The 19,032-nt window shown below is 56.5% G+C and carries 19 protein-coding genes and 1 tRNA gene; 9 read left to right on the plus strand and 11 right to left on the minus strand.

Features of this window, described 5'->3' with window-relative positions:
- Positions 1-12 precede the first annotated feature (12 nt).
- A complete protein-coding gene (locus IEY52_RS05245; protein ID WP_189000919.1) occupies positions 13-597 on the minus strand; it encodes an NUDIX domain-containing protein in 585 nt (194 codons plus the stop codon).
- On the opposite strand from IEY52_RS05245, the gene IEY52_RS05250 reads away from it, so the two are divergent.
- Together IEY52_RS05250 and IEY52_RS05255 are read left to right on the plus strand one after the other, a co-directional pair.
- Positions 596-1,648 carry an N-acetylmuramoyl-L-alanine amidase family protein gene (locus tag IEY52_RS05250; RefSeq protein WP_189000923.1) on the plus strand — a complete coding sequence of 351 codons (1,053 nt, stop codon included), beginning with the start codon at positions 596-598 and terminating at the stop codon, positions 1,646-1,648. The two genes, IEY52_RS05245 and IEY52_RS05250, sit on opposite strands and share 2 nt — an antisense overlap.
- Before the next feature lie 57 nt (positions 1,649-1,705).
- Positions 1,706-2,563, plus strand: coding sequence for a phosphatase PAP2 family protein (locus tag IEY52_RS05255; RefSeq protein WP_189000926.1), 858 nt, complete (start codon positions 1,706-1,708; stop codon positions 2,561-2,563).
- A gap of 30 nt (positions 2,564-2,593) precedes the next feature.
- Here IEY52_RS05255 and IEY52_RS05260 read toward each other — a convergent pair whose 3' ends face one another.
- From IEY52_RS05260 to IEY52_RS05275, 4 genes are read right to left on the minus strand one after another with little or no spacing between them, the layout of a single operon-like run.
- A complete protein-coding gene (locus IEY52_RS05260; protein WP_229684643.1) occupies positions 2,594-3,301 on the minus strand; it encodes an amino acid ABC transporter permease in 708 nt (235 codons plus the stop codon).
- Positions 3,302-4,315, minus strand: coding sequence for an alpha/beta hydrolase (locus IEY52_RS05265; RefSeq protein ID WP_189000929.1), 1,014 nt, complete (start codon positions 4,313-4,315; stop codon positions 3,302-3,304). It abuts the gene before it with no gap.
- Between the two features lie 50 nt (positions 4,316-4,365).
- On the minus strand, positions 4,366-4,839 hold the full coding sequence (locus tag IEY52_RS05270) for a hypothetical protein (protein ID WP_189000932.1): 474 nt from the start codon (positions 4,837-4,839) through the stop codon (positions 4,366-4,368).
- A 30-nt stretch (positions 4,840-4,869) separates the two neighbouring features.
- A complete protein-coding gene (locus IEY52_RS05275) occupies positions 4,870-6,159 on the minus strand; it encodes a hydroxymethylglutaryl-CoA lyase-like TIM-barrel protein (protein WP_189000935.1) in 1,290 nt (429 codons plus the stop codon).
- A 76-nt stretch (positions 6,160-6,235) separates the two neighbouring features.
- Here IEY52_RS05275 and IEY52_RS05280 point away from each other — a divergent pair, with 76 nt between their 5' ends.
- Both IEY52_RS05280 and IEY52_RS05285 read left to right on the plus strand, forming a co-directional pair.
- Positions 6,236-7,438 carry a citrate synthase family protein gene (locus tag IEY52_RS05280; RefSeq protein WP_189000938.1) on the plus strand — a complete coding sequence of 401 codons (1,203 nt, stop codon included), beginning with the start codon at positions 6,236-6,238 and terminating at the stop codon, positions 7,436-7,438.
- 54 nt (positions 7,439-7,492) lie between these two features.
- Positions 7,493-7,876, plus strand: coding sequence for a VOC family protein (locus tag IEY52_RS05285; protein ID WP_189000941.1), 384 nt, complete (start codon positions 7,493-7,495; stop codon positions 7,874-7,876).
- Between the two features lie 232 nt (positions 7,877-8,108).
- Here the strand turns inward: IEY52_RS05285 and IEY52_RS05290 are convergent, their stop codons facing one another.
- Positions 8,109-9,110 carry a tRNA dihydrouridine synthase gene (locus IEY52_RS05290; RefSeq protein ID WP_229684644.1) on the minus strand — a complete coding sequence of 334 codons (1,002 nt, stop codon included), beginning with the start codon at positions 9,108-9,110 and terminating at the stop codon, positions 8,109-8,111.
- 202 nt (positions 9,111-9,312) lie between these two features.
- Here IEY52_RS05290 and IEY52_RS05295 point away from each other — a divergent pair, with 202 nt between their 5' ends.
- The 3 genes from IEY52_RS05295 (at position 9,313) to IEY52_RS05305 (ending at position 10,778) form a co-directional block, all read left to right on the plus strand.
- Positions 9,313-9,786, plus strand: coding sequence for a GNAT family N-acetyltransferase (locus IEY52_RS05295; RefSeq protein ID WP_229684645.1), 474 nt, complete (start codon positions 9,313-9,315; stop codon positions 9,784-9,786).
- A gap of 65 nt (positions 9,787-9,851) precedes the next feature.
- Positions 9,852-10,601 carry an acetylglutamate kinase gene (gene argB, locus IEY52_RS05300; protein WP_189001129.1) on the plus strand — a complete coding sequence of 250 codons (750 nt, stop codon included), beginning with the start codon at positions 9,852-9,854 and terminating at the stop codon, positions 10,599-10,601.
- 103 nt (positions 10,602-10,704) lie between these two features.
- A tRNA-Gln gene (locus tag IEY52_RS05305) sits at positions 10,705-10,778 on the plus strand.
- 191 nt (positions 10,779-10,969) lie between these two features.
- Here IEY52_RS05305 and IEY52_RS05310 read toward each other — a convergent pair.
- Complete coding sequence (locus IEY52_RS05310) at positions 10,970-11,404, minus strand: Lrp/AsnC family transcriptional regulator (RefSeq protein ID WP_189000943.1); 435 nt, start codon at positions 11,402-11,404, stop codon at positions 10,970-10,972.
- 397 nt (positions 11,405-11,801) lie between these two features.
- Between IEY52_RS05310 and IEY52_RS05315 the strand changes: the two genes are divergently transcribed.
- Positions 11,802-12,470 carry an HAD family hydrolase gene (locus IEY52_RS05315; protein WP_189000946.1) on the plus strand — a complete coding sequence of 223 codons (669 nt, stop codon included), beginning with the start codon at positions 11,802-11,804 and terminating at the stop codon, positions 12,468-12,470.
- Positions 12,471-12,474: 4 nt separating this feature from the next.
- Here IEY52_RS05315 and IEY52_RS05320 read toward each other — a convergent pair whose 3' ends face one another.
- A complete protein-coding gene (locus IEY52_RS05320) occupies positions 12,475-13,383 on the minus strand; it encodes a DMT family transporter (RefSeq protein ID WP_189000949.1) in 909 nt (302 codons plus the stop codon).
- 98 nt (positions 13,384-13,481) lie between these two features.
- On the minus strand, positions 13,482-14,513 hold the full coding sequence (gene dusA, locus IEY52_RS05325) for a tRNA dihydrouridine(20/20a) synthase DusA (protein WP_189000952.1): 1,032 nt from the start codon (positions 14,511-14,513) through the stop codon (positions 13,482-13,484).
- 204 nt (positions 14,514-14,717) lie between these two features.
- On the opposite strand from dusA, the gene IEY52_RS05330 reads away from it, so the two are divergent.
- Entirely contained in the window at positions 14,718-16,898 is a 2,181-nt protein-coding gene (locus IEY52_RS05330) for a CHASE2 domain-containing protein (protein WP_189000956.1), read from the plus strand.
- Between the two features lie 10 nt (positions 16,899-16,908).
- Here IEY52_RS05330 and IEY52_RS05335 read toward each other — a convergent pair whose 3' ends face one another.
- Both IEY52_RS05335 and mqnC read right to left on the minus strand, forming a co-directional pair.
- Positions 16,909-17,628: a DUF2971 domain-containing protein gene (locus IEY52_RS05335; RefSeq protein WP_189000959.1), complete on the minus strand. Its 720-nt coding sequence runs from the start codon at positions 17,626-17,628 to the stop codon at positions 16,909-16,911.
- Positions 17,629-17,742: 114 nt separating this feature from the next.
- Positions 17,743-18,864, minus strand: a complete 1,122-nt coding sequence (gene mqnC / locus IEY52_RS05340; protein ID WP_189000962.1) for a cyclic dehypoxanthinyl futalosine synthase — start codon at positions 18,862-18,864, stop codon at positions 17,743-17,745.
- Between the last annotated feature and the right edge of the window lie 168 nt (positions 18,865-19,032).

Raw genomic sequence — 19,032 nt, forward strand, 5'->3', positions numbered from 1 at the left:
TGACCGCTTGATCTACAGCAAACCCTTCTCTTTCAGCAAAGACCGGGCCTGATAAAGCGCGATCACAGAGTTGCCGTCCAGAATTTCTCCGGCTTCCAGCATCCGGTAAACCTCGCTTATAGGGGTCAATTTGAGGGTCAAAAGCTCACTTTCTTCTAATTGAGGTTCACCAAGTGTCACCCCCAGCGCGACAAAAGGATAAAAAACTGCACCACTGAAAGCGGGTTGAGGGTAGAAAGCAGGCAATGGGTGCCATTCTGTGGCCTCTCCTCCGACTTCCTCCAGCAGTTCCCGCTGGGCACATTTCAGGATGTCTTCGCCGGGTTCCACGCTCCCAGCGGGCACTTCGGTGATCACCCGGCGCAACGGGTGGCGGTACTGTTCAATCAGGGCAACCTGTCCATCTTCAGTGATGGGCAAAATGAACACGGCTGCCCCTCCCCGCGGGCGGTAGACATACTCAAATTGCATCCCACTGGGGGTTTCCACCTGATCCACCAGAATCCTGCGGGGTCTGGGGTGGATTTCCCGGGTGGCGAGAACCCTGTACTTTTCGATTGGAGCTTCATGAAACAAATCCCAGTTGCGGTGGCGCATGCATTTAAGGTACTACGAAGAGGTGCACCACCTTGCGCGTTTTTTCACGGCTTTACTGGCTCCTCTCGTTCTCACCAGCACCCTTGCCCAGAGTCTTCTGGCCGCTCCGCGCTACGCCAAACGCGAAGGTTTCACCCGGGTGGTTCTGGACCTTCCTCCAGAAACCCCTTACCTGATCACCTACCTGCCCGATGGGGTGCAAATCCGCCTGAACGGCCTGATTGCCGATGCCCTCTCTGGCACCATCAACCTGGAGGATGTGCAGTCCTGGTCTTATGTGGCGGATCCTCTCGGTGTCACTGTGCGCTTCAAAACCCCTTTTCCAGTCTCAGATCAGCACGGACTGAAGTTTCTGCCCCTTCCTCCCAGCGCAGACAGCACCCAGCTTCGTCTGGTGCTGGATTTCTCCCCAGGCATGTTGAGGATTGACCCTTTTCTGCCCCAGCAACTTCCGGTTTTTCCACCCAACAGCCAGATCGTGCTGGACCCCGGTCATGGAGGCAGCGACCCTGGAGCCACCGGAGGGGTCATCGAGAAAGAGGTCACCCTGACCATTGCTCGTCTGGTGCGGGATTACCTGAGTCAGGCTGGAGCCCTGGTGACCCTGACCCGTGATGGCGATGTGGACCTCAGCCCCAACAAAGACCGGGACCTGAAAGCCCGTGCTGCCATGGGCCGTTATCCCCAGCAGTACCTGGTCAGCATTCATGTGAACAGCGACACCGCAGGCAACGGAGCAGGCATCGAAACCTGGTATTACACCCCCCAGAGTCGCCTTTTCGCAGAAGCCCTGCAGGCAAGGGTGATCGAAACCACAGGCCACACTTCCCGTGGCGTCAAACGGGCCCCTTTTGTGGTGATCAAGGAAGCTTACGTGCCCTCTGCTCTGGTGGAGGTGGGCTTCACCAGTCACCTGCTGGACAGTGAAAACCTCAGGAACAATGATCACCTGCACCGCATTGCTTACGGCATTGCCCGGGCCATCCGGGACCAGTATCCAGCCGTGGTGGTGCCCTCACCTGAAGTGCTGCCTGCAGAGCTGTACCCGTAAGGCAATGGGTCTAAATGAAAAAGCGTTCCGCGTCTGGAAATCGGTAAAATGTGAGGCATGCAACTGATTGAACAACTGCAGCACCTCTTTGGAGGGCTGGGACCTTTCTGGCTGTACATCACCCAACTGGGCAATGACATGGCTTTTATCGCGCTGCTGGCTTTGTATTACTGGCTGGTCAGCCCTGCTGGCGGAAGGCAACTGGGGGTGTGGTTCGGACTCAGCCTGCTGGTCAACACCGTGATCAAGGACAGCCTGGGCACCCAGCGGCCTTACGACCTCAAAGCAGGCATTGCCAGTGAAGCTGCCATGAAAACCGGCACCGGACCGGGCTTCCCCAGTGGGCATGCCCAGATGAGCGCCACTTTGTGGTGGATTGCCGCCGCCCAGGTCAGAAAAAGCTGGTTCTGGGTGCTGGCCTCTGTGCTGGTGGTGCTCATCGGGCTGTCCCGCATTGTGCTGGGGGTGCATTTCCCCGCAGATGTGATGGGTGGTCTGATTCTGGGTGCCTTGTTCGTGATGACCGCTGCCTTTGTGCAGGTTCCAGGGCTGAACATGCTGGCCCGCGTTCTGACCGGGGTGATCGGTCTGGTGCTGGCTTACCTGCTGCCCGATCTGGCGCTCAGCATTGCGGTGCTGGCAGGCTCACTGATCTGCAGTGGCAAATACCATGTCCCCCGAACAGCAGGTCACAAGCTGGCAACCGCTCTGGTGGGTCTGCTGCTGGTGGCCATCGTGTACATCGGCCCCAAAGTGGTGCTGAGTGACGACATGGAACACAGTGGCATCGGGGAATTCCTGCGCTACTTTGCACTGGTTCTGGTGGCCCTGGCTGCCGTGCCCAGAATCATGCGTTTTCAGCGTCTGGCCGTTGAACCTGCACCTGCTCTGGGTGCCCAGGTGACTGCGGATTGATCCTGTTTGCCCCAGCCCTGGAATACCTATTCAAATCACCCGGCGGTCCTGGTTTTCGGCCAGCACACCCCGGGTGTATTTCTGTTCCAGAAAGTTCAGGATGCGGGTCAGCAGGAAGGTGAGCACAAAATACACCACAGCCAGAACCGCGTAAGTCTCGAACTGGCGGTAAGTGGCCCCGATGATCAGGCTTCCCTGCCGGAACAGTTCCGTGATGGTGACGGCACTGGCCAGACTGCTGCCCAGAATCAGGGAGATGAATTCGTTGCCCAGCGCAGGCAAAATGAACATCATCGCCTGGGGCAGAATGATGGACTGCAGGGTTTGCAGGTTGCTGAGGCCCAGACTTCTGGATGCCTCGATCTGGCCTCTGGGAATGCTCTGCAGCCCTCCCCGGATGATCTCCGAAACATAAGCCGCAGAATAAAGCCCCAGAGCCAGCACAGCTGCCGGAAAAGCATCCAGAAAAATGCCCAGGGTGGGAAGCCCGTAGTACACCACACCCAGTTGCACAATCAATGGAATGCCCCGCACAAAAGTCACGTACAGCCTGCCCAGCTGGGACAGCACCGGGAGACGCCAGAGTTCAGACACCGCAATCAACAGTCCGAACACCAGACCCACCCCCAGTGCACTCAGGCTGACTTTCAGGGTCATGACCGTGGCGGTGAGCAGCAAAGCAGGCCGGTCTCCTTCAAAGACCGACCTGAAGCCCTCCAGCACTTCTGACAGGGCCACTTACACCCCCAGAATGTACAGCATGGCTTCCGGGATGGCATTCCTCCAGGTCACCCAGTTGTGCCCACTGTGGTACTCGCGGTACTGGTGGGGAACCTTGAGGTCCTGCATCAGGGCGGCCATCTTGCGGTTCACACTGCAGAGCCATTCGATGGTTCCAGTGTCCATGGAGATCCTTAAATGCAGGGGTGGATGTTCTTTCAGGTGGTCCAGCAACCAGGGGTGGGCCTCGTAGGCATCGAAGTCCTCACGTCCAGGTTCGGCCAGGAAGGCTCCCGAGTGGGTGACCACATGCTGGAACACCTCCGGGTGCTTGCTGGTGGTGTACAGGCTGATCAGGCCCCCCAGAGAGGCCCCCCACATGCCGCGTCCCTCTGCATCGGTCCTGACAGAATACGTGGATTCAATCAGGGGGAAAACTTCAGTGCTGAGGAAAGTGTAGTAATCATCGTTCAGGTAATACTCAATGGTGCGGTCATTGGGTTCCAGAAACACGAACACTGCAGGCTGAATTTTCTGCTCTGCAATCAGGAGGTCCGCAATTTCTCCCAGCCTTCCGGTTCTGAAAAATGCCACCCCATCCTGCACGTAAAACACCGGGTATTTCTGGCTGGCATCGTAGCCAGGAGGGGTGTACACGTAAGCCCTGCGGGTTCCCAAAAACACCGTGCCTTCCCAGGTGTGCCGGTGCACCTCGCCTTTTGGCACGTCTTTCTTGCTGTTCATCAGTTTCAGGACCCGGTGAAGCTCGTAGGTGCCCAGTTGAATGGCCCTGGGGTAATTCCACCAGGGGTTCAGGCTTTTCTGGGGGTTGTCGGGGTCGGCAAAAGGCTTGCCGTCCTCCCCGATCCAGGCGTACTCCACCCAGCTGTTTCTGGGCAATTCCAGCTCAATGTACGGGGCATCCAGGGGCACAGGCGCACTGCGGTGCCAATCGTTGAAATCTCCGGTGAGGGCCACAGCACCCACTGGAGGCAGGAAACGGACTTTCTGACCATGCACTTCAAATGCCATAACAGGCAGTTTAACAGCTGTCTGGATTCAGGTTTACGGGTCATGCACGTTTACAAATAATCAAAAAATCGGTCCCACCATGTAAAACGGTAACCTTCTGGAATGGGTAAAACTCCGTCATATATGGCATTTTGAAGACTTGTCTCTTCCACATAAAAGAATCCATGATCCTGCGCAATTTGAATGGCGAATTTCAGGGTTTCAGAAGGCTGAGGATCAAACAGGGTGTGGCTTTCCTGAGGCTGCCAGCCCCACGTGGTAAACAAATGATCAAAACAGGAAAACCGCATTCCATATTTCCAGGCACCCATTGCCAGAAGGATCTCAGCAGCAAAAGTAGAATCCTGTCCATGGTGAACATCTACAGTCAGACCCAGAGAGGTTTCAATTTCAGCAGCACATTTTTTGATTTTGTCCAGCAAACATTTGTACGCTTCCAGGTCAAAACCCAGAGGATATTCCCAATCCTGTAAGTTGGATTTTGCATCTGCTGCCCGAAGTTTCTGGTCAAGTTCTGCATCCATGCCCCCATGATGGCAGGTTCCTGAACCTCCTCAAACCCCCACTTTGTGGTCCAGCCTTCCCTCGATTTCTTCCCATTCAATGGCAGTCTGGCGGCCTGCAGCAAATTCCTGATCCACCCATGCGGCCAGTTTCAAGAGGGCAGGATCGGTTTTGGAAAGTTCCATCCCGAGGTGCTGTTTGACCACAAAAATCAGTCCTGCAAGGCCTGACTCTTTGGTGATGGAGACTTCCAGAGGGCGACCCAGGAGTTTGGGAACATCAAACGGAGCGTACATCCACCAGAATTTGTTGAGGCCATCTGCGTGGATGCCTGCACGGGTGCGGTGGGCATCTTTGCCATACAGGGGGTATTTGGCGGGCAACTCCTGGCCCATGGCGGCATAAAAATCCACCAGGGCATTGAGGGCTGTGAAATCGGGTTTTTCCTGAAAGCACCCCATCCCGATGAGGTGCAACAGGATGCCTTCCAGCGGGGCATTTCCGGTGCGTTCTCCCTTGCCCAGCAAGGTTCCGTTGATGGCTGCACATCCGGCCATCAATGCTGCAAGGGAATTTGCCACCGCCAGATGGGTGTCGTTGTGGGGATGAAATTCCAGCTGTTCTGCCTCAAGTCCCAGGCCACGCATGGCTTTGATGAGGGCTGGCACGGATCTGGGGGCCTGCACATTTTCCAGAGGCAAACCCAATCCCATGGTGTCACACACCCGGAATTTTGGCTGAATCTGGTAACGGCTGGCCAATTCCTGCACCTGGCCAATGAATTCCAGCATGAAGGAGAGGTCTGCACGGGTGGCATCTTCCAGATGGAGTCTGGGGCGGATGCCTGCGTCTAGGACCATTTCCACGGCTTCCAGGTAGGTCCGGGCAGCCTGGGATCGGCCTCCGGGCGTGAACTTGTGAAAGGTGTGGTAATCCGAGATGGAGGCCAGCATCCCGGTTTCCTGGATGCCCAGGGACTGGACCAGGCCCACGTCTTTTCTGCTGGCCCGGATCCAGGTGGTGGGTTCGATGGGTGCGCCACCCTGGTGCCTTTCCAGTGCACCCTGCAGCATCTGCAAATCTGCATCTCTGTACACAAAGAATTCGGCCTGACGGATGGCCCCACTCTGCCCGGTGAACTGGCACATCAGGTCATAAATCTTCAGGCCTTGCTGGGGGTTGAGCGGCAACCCGCCTTGCTGTCCGTCCCGGTGGGTGGTTTCGGTGGTCCAGACCTGGGCAGGCAGGTTGCTGGGTGGAGCTGTCCAGCGGTATTGCGGGAAGCTGTCCTGCGGAAAAGTTTCCGGGAAGTATTCGGGAGAAGCTTCAGGTGTGGTCATGCCTTAAACTAGATCTGTTGATTTATATTGTCAATCTTGATTCATCAATCAATGTGTTTTGCCGTATACTCTGGGCATGTCCAGCACCCTCAGTGCAGAAGAAGCCGCCCAGCTGCTTGGAATTTCCAGGGCCACCCTCTACAGTTATGTTTCCAGAGGGATGATCCGCTCTGTGGAGCAGTCCAGCAAAACCCGCGAAAAGCGCTACCTGAAAGAGGACCTTGATGCCCTGCTGCAACACAAGGAACAGCGCAAAAATCCTGCCGAGGTGGTCAAAAGCGCTTTGCACTGGGGCAGTCCCGTGCTGGACACCAGCATTTCCCTGATCGAGCAAGGGAAATTGTTTTACCGGGGCATGGAGGCCACCGGACTGGCAGCCACCCGCTCTTTTGAAGAAGTGGCTGCGTTGCTGTGGACAGGTGATTTCACTCCGTTCCCCGCAATTCGGCCTCTCCTGATGGAAGATGGCCTGCTGGAACAGTTTAAAAAACTGCCCATCCTGAGCAGGTACCAGGGGGTGCTGCTGCATGCCCAGAGTCAGGATCTGAGCGCTCTGGACCTGAAACCTGCCAGTTTGCTGAAAACAGGCCGCAACATTCTGGCTGTCCTTGGCTGGGCCACCACAGGGCAAGCTTCTGAAGGCAGCATGGCAGAACAACTCAGCCTGTTCTGGACTGGAAAACAGGACACTGCTCTCCTGATCAATCAGGCCCTGGTCCTGTGTGCAGAGCACGAACTGAACATCTCTGCGTTCACCGTGCGCTGTGCGGTGTCTGCAGGGACGGATCTGTATGCCTCCATCATCACAGGTCTGTCTTCTTTGCAGGGCCGCAAACATGGAGGAATGGTGCCCAGGGTGGACCGCTTTTTGCAGGATTGCCTGAGGGACGGTACCAGGCAATCCGTGCAGCACACCCTTTTAAGAGGAGAAAGCATTCCTGGATTTCAGCAACCCCTTTATCCATCAGGAGATCCCAGAGGCAAATTCATGCTGGAACAGCTGCAGCAGCACCTCCTGGACCCGGCCCTGCAAACGGTCATGCAGGAGTTGTTGCCCCTGATGCACCAGGAGTTCGATGGGCACCCCACCATCGACTGGGCCCTTGCCTTGCTGGCCCGCCATCTGGGCCATCCTGTTCAGGCAGGGCTGGCATTGTTTGCACTGGGACGCACCACAGGCTGGATTGCCCATGCCCTGGAGCAATCCCAGGATGCGCGGCTGATCCGCCCCAGGGCCAGTTATGTGGGACCTGTCCCTCAAACCTCAAACCCGGATTGAACATCTGACAATTCTGGCATATGATTTATGTTGAAAGCATAAAAAGGAGCACCCATGAAAATCCAACTGAGCAGTGTGCTGGTCAGCGATCAGGAAAAAGCCCTGCAGTTCTACACCCATATCCTGGGCTTCGTGAAACACATGGACCTTCCCATGGGAGAGGCCCGCTGGCTGACTGTGGTCTCCCCCGAAGGACCCCAGGACATTCAACTGGTGCTGGAACCCAATTTCAACCCTGCGGGTGCCACCTATCAGAAGGCCCTCTTTGATCAGGGCATTCCTGCCACTGCATTTGCCGTTTCAGACATTGAAGCCGAACACCAGCGTCTGGTGCAGCAAGGGGTCACATTCAAACTGCCACCCACCCACACGGGTGGTCCGGTCATTGCTGTTCTGGATGACACCTGCGGGAATTACATTCAGATTTATCAGGTGTGAGTTTAAAGAGGTGCTTGGAGGGGCCTTGTTGGGGCCTCGCCCTTTGCCGAGAGCCCAGGGCCGAGGGCAAAAAAACTGGATTGTCAGGTGTTTCGAGAGGGTTTCTGGGAAAGAAATCTTTTTTCAGCAGGCTTTTTCTGAGCATCAAACTTTTCATGATGACTTTCCGACAATAGCCAGGAAGCCCTTTGCTCTTTGCACTCGGCTCTCGGCACTCAGCCCTCGACTGCCCTCAATTTCCCTTCGCAATCTCGAAGCCACCCAGCCCACCCAGCACCCCCTTCACATCCTCCACAGTGCCGACCTGTTGCAAGGCGGGTTTCAACTCTGGATGGTGGGGAAAATACTGCCAGAGCACTTTTCTGAGCTGCCGGATGCCTGTGTGCTCTCCATACCAGAGGGCATTGAGTTCGGCATGCTGAATGGCGAACTGGCATCTTTCCTGCAAGGTGGGCTCTGCTTTTCCCTGCACCAGCGAGAAAATCCAGGGGTTTCCCACAGCACCCCGGCCCACCATCACCCCGGCCACACCGAGTTGCAGGCGTTCCTGAAACTCCTGCGCGGTCTTCACGTCGCCCGAACCAATCACAGGAATTTGCAGGGTGTGGGCCACCTCTGCCACCGTGTCCCAGTCTGCATGGCCCTCGTAACGCTGGGCACTGGTGCGGCCATGCACGGCGATCAAATCTGCTCCTGCTTCCTGCAAGCCCAGTGCAATTTCCAGCGCGTGGTTGCTGTCCCAGCCGATGCGCATCTTGGCACTGATGGGCAGGGTGGTGGCTTTTTTCATGGCAGACACCAGCGAGAAAGCCACTTCCGGGGTTTGCAAAAGGCAGGCCCCTCCCCTGCCTTTCATCTTGGGGACCGGGCAACCCATGTTCAGGTCAAGGGCTGCAGGGGCATAATCCTGTTCGATGATCCGGGAAGCATCTGACAGCACTTCAGGGTCAGCACCAAAGAGCTGCAGCACCAGACCTTCTTCTCCTGGATAGGGTTTTCCCAGTTCAAGGGTGCGCTCTCCGCCCTCCAGGACCCCCTGGGCGCTCATCATTTCACTGACGGCCCAGGCAGCCCCGCAGGACCTTGCAAGTTTTCGGAAAGGTGCGTCCGTGTATCCTGCCATTGGAGCCAGCATTCCCCGAGACAGCTTCAGGCGGTCTGCATAAAAATGCAGACCACTGGAAGTTTTTGTTGCCATGCTTTGGGTTGCCGTGTCGGGGGTCAGAACATCCATCTGTTCCACCATGACACAGGCAGGTGAGAGGGGATTGTGGGTCTGTCCAGCTTTCTGTGTGCAGCAACCGACGCAGCAAATCCAGCAGGCAGGGCTGCAAATTCATCTGCAGCCTCACCCCCAGAGCGCCACCCGGCAACTAAGCAAGCGGGAACGGGCATGAACAAATGGTCATATACTGTAAGAGCGGTAGGAGGTCCATGTGCTGACATTTAGAGAAGTCACTCCCCAGGACGCAGAGCGTGTCCATCAACTTTATCTGGCTTCTCCGCATTATTTTGGTCTGATCGGCACCCACATCCCCAACCTCACCGAGGTGGAACGGGAAGTGTACCTGGCAGCGCTGGACCCCAGACGAACCCTTGTCTTTTTATGCAATGGCGAACAGGAACTGGGGTATCTGGATTACAAGATGGATTACCCACAGGCTGGCGATGTCACCATCAATTTGCTTCTGCTCACCGAAAAGAACCAGAGCAAGGGCTATGGTCGGGATGCTGTGCGCACCCTGGAAGCCCAGCTGAAAACCAGCACCCGCGCCAAACGCATTCTGGCCAGCGTGTATGGTCAGAACCCGCAGGCCGTGCGGTTCTGGAAAAACCTGGGGTACACTTTTGCCATAGACGCCCGTCCCATCATGGAATGGTACGCCAAACCACTGGAAGTGACTGCTTAAGCCAGGTTAAAACAAGCTTGCAACAAACAACTGAACCCCCATCCCACAGGAGACATCAAACCATGATTGTCATCAAATATGGCGGGAACGCCATGAAATCGCTGGAACTCAGACGGGCCATCACCCAGGAAATCAGCACCCTGCGCTCCCATCTGGACGTGGTGATTGTGCACGGGGGTGGGCCTGTGATCGAACAGAACCTGCAGGCCCGCAACATCACCAGTGAATTCAAACGGGGTTTGCGCGTCACCACCCCAGAAATCATGGATGTCACCGAGCAGGCCCTCACCCGCCTGTCCAAGGAGCTCTCCCAGGACCTCGAAAATGCCATTGGCCTCAGTGGCCGGGACATGGAATTGCTGGTCGGTCAGACCATCGCAGAGGACCTGGGCCGGGCTGGACGCATCAACACCGTCAACACCGATCTGCTGCGCAAACTGCTGGGTGCAGGCATCACCCCGGTGATCGCCTGTGTGGGCATCGATGAAAACGGCGAAGCCCTCAATGTGAATGCAGACTGGGCCGCCGGGGCCGTTGCTGGAGCTTTAAACGCCCCCATCCTCTACCTCACCGATGTGGACGGCGTGTACACCAATTACCCCGACCCGGCCAGCCTTGCCCCACAACTGACCCGTGCAGACATCGAGAAAGGCATTCAGGACGGCTGGATTGCCGGGGGCATGATCCCCAAAGTGGAGGCAGCCCTGCACGCCCTGGACAAAGGCGCTCCAAGTGCCACCATCAGCTCTGGGATGCGTGCTGATGTGCTGGTGGAGGCGGTCTTCGGGCAGAGCGGCACGAAGATTGTTCCCTGAGTGTTTTGCCTCCTGCCCGTCTTTTTGCTCCAGGGCAGGGGGGCTTGACGGATTCCAGAACTCACGATATACTTCTACGCGTCCTGTAGGAACTCTTCGGTACTGGGGTATCGTCTAACGGCAGGACAACGGTCTTTGGAACCGTCGGTCATGGTTCGAATCCATGTACCCCAGCCAAAAATGCCAGCCTTCAGGGGCTGGTTTTTTCTTTGTACGCCATGCGGCTTAAGCCAGATCCATGAGGGCAAAAACAGCCAGAGCTTCTACACTGAAAGGGCGTACAAACTTGACCTTCCTCCTTTAAGAAACCGCAGCCTTGAGCAAGCTGCGGTGTTTTTTTGCGTTGATTTTTTTGCATCAAAACACTTTCACCAGCTGTTCTGGTGCAGCAAGGTGGAAAACACCAGCGTGGTTTCGGTGGTTCCAAAAGTGCTGAGTTGCTGCACCAGGGTTTCCAGGTCTTCAATGGAACGGGTCTGGATGTCCAGCATCAGGGAGACCTGACCCAGCACATGGTAGATTTCGCGGATTTCTTTTTTGTGCTGCGCCCACTCCTGCACGGCTTTGTAGCGGGTGGCCGGGCAGGTCAGGTGAATGAAGGCTTTGAGGGTGTACCCCAGTTTCTGGGGGTTGATGGTGGCGGTGTAGTTTTCAATGATGCCTGCATCTTCCAGCTTGCGAATGCGTTCGGCCACACTGGGTGCAGTGAGGCCCACCTCCCGGGCCATCTGGGCATGGGTCAGGCGGGCATTTTGCTGCAACAGGGTCAGGATCCGCTGGTTGGTTTCGTCCAGAAGGCTCATGCTGGCATTCTACCTTTGATGTCAAGGAAACCGTGGGATTTTGCTTTGGATTGCTGCTGTTGCAAAAATCCTGGATTTTGCACACTGGAAGCATGGTTTTGCTTTCTGTTTCTGGATGGGTTTTGCCTGGTGGGTCTGGATTCCGTGGCCCTTGCAGTTTCAGGCAAAGTCTGAGCCAGAGGCTACGCCTGTTGGCCTAAGACAGGCTCCTCCAAAAGACGCATGTGCATTCAAAGGTCTGGAGCAATAATAAACACATCTCCAGAAGGACAAATTCTTGAAGGAGGTGTTTAAAAACCGTCCTTCTGGCCCCTCCCCTTCGGGGGAGTTTTTTGATGGTCAGGCTTGCTTAAACCACGTGGCAGAAAAAGGTACAGATTCTGTCACAATGTTGTCAATGACCCGAGCTGCCCTTTTTAACCTGGATGGAACCCTGCTGGACCACAGCAACACCGTGGAGCAATTTCTGGCAGGCCATCTGCTGCGCCTGGGGGTCCCAGAAACCTCCAGAAGTGCTTATACAGACTGTTATTACCAATTGAATCAGGAGGGCCAGCAACAACTGCTCTTTGAAACCCTGCAGCAAAAATTTCTGCCTGGTGTGTCCATCGAGGTGCTGAAAGAAGATTTTGCACGTTATGCGTGGCAGACTCCGGTGCTGTACCCCGGCACCTACACCACCCTGCTGGAACTGCGGGCCATGGGCCTGAAACTGGCCCTGATCACCAACGGCACGGTGTTCAGCCAGCGGGCCAAAATCGCTTTTTCCCGCCTGGCCGAGTACATGGATGTGATCCTGATTTCTGAAAGTGAGCAGGTCCAGAAACCCCATCCGCAGATTTACCAGCGGGCACTGGACCGCCTGAATTTGCCTGCCAGGGCCTGCACTTTTGTGGGTGAAGACCCGCTGGAAGACATTGCCGGAGCTGCCCAGATGGGCATGAAAACCGCATGGCTGCACCACGGGCGGCTGTGGGAGCACCGGGACATCCAGCCAGACTGGGTGCTGGGATCCATCTCAGAGCTGGTTTCGGTGTTCTCCAGATTGCTGCCTTTGAAATTCTGAACCTTCAGGCGGTCTGGGCTCTGGAACGGGTGGGATAACTGGCCACCGCCACCCCCAGCAAGAGCACCACACCCCCCAGAATCACCTGTGAACCTGGAAATTCTTTGAAAAACAGCATGGCCAGCAAGCTGGACCCGATGGGTTCCAGCAAAATCAGCAGGGTCACCAGGGTGGGGTCGATGCGCTTCATGGCCCAGTTGAAACTGGTGTGCCCGATGAGTTGCGGAATCAGGGCCAGCATCGCAATCCAGAAATAGGCTTCCAGTGGAGCCTGGTATCCCACTCCGGTCAACACCGGAAGGGGCAGCAAGGTCAGCGCTCCGGCACCGTAAGCCAGTCCTGCATAAAGCTGGGTGGGCACCCCCTCATGCTGGGCCTGCCTTCCCAGCATGAAATACGCTCCGGCACACATGGCCCCCACCAGGGCCAGCATGTTGCCCAGCAAGGGATTGGGGGCTGTGAGGGTGGTGTCCTGTCCAAAAGCCACCAGTGCGCCTCCAGCCAAAGCCACCCCGATGCCAGCCAGGGTTTGCATGCTGGGCGGGGTTTTCAGGAAAATCCAGGCAATCAGGGCCACCCAAACGGGCGTGGTGGTGGCCAGGGCCGTGCTGGATGCAATGCTGGTGTAACTGAGCGAGGTGATCCAGGTCATGAAGTGCAAGGCCAGCATCACCCCGGAAGCCAGGGTAAACCCCCAGGCCCTTCGGGACAATTTCTGCCTTCCCAGACCACGAAGCGTAAAGGGCAAAAGCACCAGAGAAGCCAGGGTCAGCCTTCCTGCAGCCACCACCAGGCTGAACAGAGGCGTGTGTTCAGGGTGGGCATTGGAAGCAAAGCGGATCAGGACGGCAGCGCAGGACACGGCCAGCACACCGAGGGTCAGCACCAGGGGAAGTTGCACGCGGGAAGTCATGGTTCTGCGATTCTAACCGGAAAGGGGGAAGCTGCGCTTGCAGAAAGGCCGAGAGCCATAGCCATAAAGGATTTGGGCCTTCTGCCCTCGGCCTTTCCTCAACCCTGAGCAGGCACTTCAACACTTCCCAGCACAGGACGCGCATCCAGCACCACATCTGGGACCAGCTTGATGGCATTTTGCAGCACTTCCAGACCCGCTCCGGGCTTGAAGGAGTGTTCGCTGATGTGACGTTTGAAGGCCCTGGCTCCGGGCTGTCCCTGAAACAGGCCCAGGATGTGGCGGGTGATTTTGCTGATGTACACGCCTTTTTCCATTTCTGCTGCTGCATATTCCTGCAAGGCAAGCAGGATTTCCCGGCGGGTTCGGGCCGGTTTGCTGTCTCCAAAGATCTGCTGGTCTGCAAGGGCCAGCATGTAGGGGTTCTGGTATGCAGCCCGTCCGATCATCACCCCATCCACATGCTGCAACTGGGTCTGGGCGCCCTGCAAATCCAGAATGCCTCCGTTGATGATGATTTCCAGTTCTGGGAAATCCTTTTTGAGCTGGTGCACCACGTCGTAACGCAGGGGGGGAATTTCCCGGTTCTCTTTGGGGCTCAGGCCAGACAGCCAGGCTTTTCTGGCATGCACCGTAAAAGAGCTGCAGCCGCCTGCATGCACCGTTTCAATAAAGGCAGTCAGCAGTTCGTAGCTGTCCAGATCGTCAATGCCAATGCGGTGTTTCACGGTCACAGGAATGGACACAGCTTCCTGCATGGCCTGCACACAGTCGCGGACCAGTTCGGGTCTGGCCATCAGGCAGGCTCCGAAAAAACCGTTCTGCACCCGGTCGCTGGGGCAGCCCACATTCAGGTTGATCTCGTCGTAGCCGTACTGCTCGCAGATTTTTGCACTTTTTGCGAGGTCTTCAGGGTTGGACCCTCCCAGTTGCACCGCAATGGGGTGCTCCTGGGAATGAAAAGACAGGTGTCGGTCCTGGTCTCCGAACAGGATGGCTCCGGTGGTGACCATCTCGGTGTACATCAGGGTGTGCTGGCTGATCAGGCGCAGGAAAAACCGGTCGTGCCGGTCGGTCCAGTCCATCATGGGGGCGACGCTCAGGCGTCTCATGGGCAGGGATTCAGACATGAAAAAGGCTTTCTGGAGGGAAGAAACTGCATGAAACAGACCCTTTCTGGTCTTTTTTTCAGCCCTCCAAGGGGGTCTGCAGCAGTTGGGTCAGGTGGCCTGTTCTGCCAGCACACATCTTCTCGATGGTACAACACCCTGTGCAGGCTGTGCATGACCTGCGGTCATACTTTTGCAAGCCTGTCTGTGACAAAATAAATGGATATGAGACCTGCTGGACAGTTTCCCCTGCTGACTTTGCTCCAGCGGTTTCCTTATTTCTGGCGCACTTTGCCTCTGGCCTTGCTGCTGCTGGTGATGCAGGCCTTTCAGCTGTTCCGGGCCAGCGATGACAGCTTCTGGGATGTGTGGACCCGCCTGCTCTCCCGGTATGCCAGCACGCCGGTGGTGGTGGTCGCCATCGATGAAAAAACCCTGGCAGCTTACGGGCGGATCAGCAACTGGGACCGCCACATGTACGTGCAGGCCCTGAATCACCTGCAGCAGGCGGGGGCTTCTGCCATTGGGCTGGATGTGCTTTTCCCGGAGCGTTCAGGTCAGGACCAGGAATTTGTGCAGGCCATGCAACAGCAGGGCGTGGTGCTGGCCGATGCAGAGATTTTTGGTGAACGGGTGCCCCGCCATCCCGACCTGAAAAATGCCCAGTATGGGGCCATCCTGCTGAACACCTCTTCGGGCAACATTGCCCGCACCTTCCAGACCCAGTACACTTTTGCCTCGGACCAGAGCAGCCAGCCCAGTTTTGCAGCCCAGCTGGCCCGCAAAGCAGGTTATGGGGTGGAGCTTTCCGAAACCCCCCAGTACCTTTCGTACAATGCCCCTCCGGGTCAGGCTTTCCTGCAGATCTCTTTTTCTGATGTGGTTCAGGGTCAGTTTCGTTATGCAGATGTACAGAACCGCATTGTGCTGATTGGGGTGACTGCAGGAGGAGTGGAGCGGGACCAGTTCCTGAGCCCGTACACCCGGGGTTTTCTGGGAAATCCGCTGCCCATTGCTGGCGTGGAAGCCCAGGCCACTGCAGTGCACACCCTGATTCAGGGCGGTTTCACTGCACCACACCCGCTGATTCTGGGTGTGGTGTCTGCCCTGATTTTGTTGCTGCTGGTGGGTTCCCAGGTGCGGGGCCTCCTGGTGATGGTGCTGCTGGCGGTGCTGGTTTTTGCCCAGGGGATGCTGCACCAGGAAGGGCTGATGTTCCCGTTGACCTCGCTGGTGCTGGCGGTGGTGGGAGGTTTGCTGCTGCGTCTGGTCTTTGCTTTCACCGATGTGCAAAAAGGCATCAATGCCCAGCTCAAACGCCTGAGCTTGCAATTTCAGAGTGAAAAACCTTTCTCAGGCAGCCCCCTCAAACGCCTGGAACTGCTGCAGGAAATTGAGGAAAAACTGTCGCAGGAACGGGTCAGGTTGCAGGTTTTGCTGGACAATGTGGACAGCCCGATGTTTCTGTCCGGTGCAGACGGCAAGATCACCCTGCAAAACCCCTCTGCTTTGCGTTTGCTGGGAGAACAGCCCAGCCTGCAGGCCCTCAGGCAGCATTTTGACCTTCCTGACCTTGCAGAAGGGATTGAGCGGGTGTTGCAAGGTCAGTCCAGCTATGAAGCCCTCAGTGAGAATGGCCTGCTCACTTTGCGGCCTGTGGTTTCAGGAGGCCTGGTGGGCAATGTGACCCCCACCAACCACTTCACCCACCTGCTGGAACAGCACGACCAGCACGCTGCAGCCATTGTGCATGACTTCCGCAGTCCCCTCACCAGCATCATGGGTTTTGCCCAGTTCATGGAAGCAGATGCCAGCGAAGAACAGAAGGAAATTCTGGGCATCATGCTCTCAGAGGCCAGACGCATTGCCGACCTCATCGATGACTTCCTGATGGTCTCCCGGTCCAAAGCTGCCATCCTGGACATTCGTGAAGTGGAGCTGGCGTCCCTGATCAGGCGCGCAGCTGCGGTGGCAGCCCCCCTGTTCACCGAGAAACACATGGTGCTGCAACTGGATTTGCCCCGCACGGTGTTCGTGGAAGTCGATGACCGGGCCATCACACGTGCCCTGCTGAATTTGCTTTCCAATGCCGTGAAATACTCCAGCCCTTCCAGCGAGGTGAATGTGAAACTGGTGGTGCACAACGAGGAGGTGCTGCTGAGCGTGCAAGACCATGGTGTGGGCCTGTCCCCGGAAGACCAGCAACGCCTGTTCGGGCGCTTCTTTCGCAGCAGCAATCCGGCCATTCAGGAGGTCAAGGGCACCGGTCTGGGCCTGCACACCGTCAAGGAGCTGATCAAAGCCCATGGAGGCGAAATCTGGGTGGATTCCCGGCTGGGAAAAGGCTCCACTTTCACCATCCACCTGCCCCTGAAAGAAACCGTGCTGCTGCCAGAACTGGTGTAATCTCGCACACTCAGAACTCTGGCTGCCACAGAAAGCGAGAAGGCTGGATGCGGTCCTGAAGCTGGATGTCCCCGTGGTAGTGCTGACACAGATCAGCAATGATTTCAGGGAGGTGGTCTCCTGCATTGGGGTTCACATAGATGTTCTGGATCAGGGCATCAAGGTTCACATCGAAAGCCTCAAACACCGGAGGTTCCTGGTCCTCTGAACTGTCTGGGGTCTGAGCATCTTTTCTGCTGGTCAGCAAGCGCACCTCGTTTTCGTACTGGAAACTGACATCCTTGAAGTTCACGTTCTGCACCTGCACCTCAGAGGCGATGTTTCTGGAGGTCATGTCGATGTAATGGATTTTCACCAGTTCCAGGTCTGCTTCTGCTTTCTGCAGCGCTTTCTGCAAACGTCCCACCGTGGTGTTGATGCACACGCTGTTCTCTTCACGCCCGTAAATTTTCCACATGGCGTAGCATTCCTGATCGGAGATGTTCCAGCAGACCACGTGGGTGTTCAGGCGCATCTGTTGCAGGGTCAATTGGGTTTCCTGTTGTTTGTGGTGTGATTCCTGGTCCTTGACCCGCAATTCCAGCGCTCTGGGCAGGTGGCCTTCAAAGTGGTCTTCAAAGGTGTCCACCCGACGGAAGGCCAGCTGGGATTTCTGCAGCAGGTACAGAAAACTGGCCAGATCCATGTACCGCCAGATCAGGGTGTCGACCTGAATTTCAGTGCATTTCAAAGGCATATTGCACTGTAAACAGAGCGTTCAGCGTCAGAAAGCAAGATGTTCTGCAGTGTGAAGGCAAACAAAAACCTCCCCATGTTCGGGGAGGCCAGGTCAGCAAGGTGGGATTCAGGCAGGAGAAGCCTGGGATCCCAGGTACTCACGGGGATCCACCTGGCGGATCACCTGGAAGAAACTGTTGCGCTGCGCAGGCTGGAAACCCGCATCGCTGATGATGCGCACCAGTTCACGCACGGTGGCGTTGTGGCGGCTGTGTCCTCCGGCAGCAGACACCACATTCTCTTCAAGCATGGTGGAACCCACATCATTGGCCCCATAAAACAGGGCGGTCTGGGCCACTTTGAAACCCTGCGCAGGCCAGGAGGCCTGAATGTTGGGCTGGTTGTCCAGGGCAATGCGGCTCACGGCCAGGTTTTGCAGGTACTCGTAAGCGGTGGCTCCGGGGGCCTTGCCTGCCAGACGGGTGTTTTCGGTTTGCAGGGTCCACATGGCGAAACCTGCAAAGCCGTTTCCATACTGTTTCAACGCGTGGTCTTGCTGCTCACGGATTTTCAGCAGGTGGCTGGCCCGCTGTTCCAGTGTTTCTCCAAAACCAATCACCATGGTGGAGATGGTGTAGAGGCCTTTTTTCTGGGCCTCATCCAGAATGCGAACCCAGTCCTGGGTGCGAATGCGTGCAGGAGCAGCTTTGGCCCGCACCTCATCTTCCAGAATTTCCCCACCTGCTCCAGGCAGACCGTCCAGACCGGCCTCGATCAGGCGGTCCAGAATTTCGCTGGCACTCCAGCCGAAGAACTTCTCGAAGCCCAGGATTTCCTCCGGGCTGAAGGCTTCAATGCGGATGGTGGGATGGTTGGCCTTGATGTGCCGCAGCAGACCGGTGTAATACTCAAAAGGCAACTCGGGGTTGACCCCCCCTTGCATCAGGATGCGGGTGCCCCCCACCTGTTCGAGTTCATGGATTTTCTGGCTGATGTGGCTGTAATCCAGGGTGTAGGCATCCGATTGCTTTTTGGTGCGGTAAAACGCGCAGAAGTTGCACGCCACATTGCACACGTTGGTGTAATTGATGTTGCGGTCAATCAGAAAGGTCACCACCTGAGGGTCAGACCGTCTGAGGCGCAACTGGTGGGCCACGGCAGCGACATCACCGAGGGGCAGGTGGTACAGGGAAACCACCTCTGCATGCGAGAGGCGTTCACCATTCAAAGCTTTTTCCAGAACATCCATTTCCCTCACTTTAACACCACCCCAGGAAAAAAATGGGGATGAATGCCCTGTTTGCATGCTGCATTCCATCACGCCTGAGGACATATTTTTATACACTAATCTCATACTGCACTGCTGTCCAACCCTTGCCTTTCCACCCATTGCACAATGTGCTGGTCGTGCTCAGAG

The organism is Deinococcus roseus (genome assembly GCF_014646895.1).
Taxonomy (GTDB): Bacteria; Deinococcota; Deinococci; order Deinococcales; family Deinococcaceae; genus Deinococcus_C; species Deinococcus_C roseus.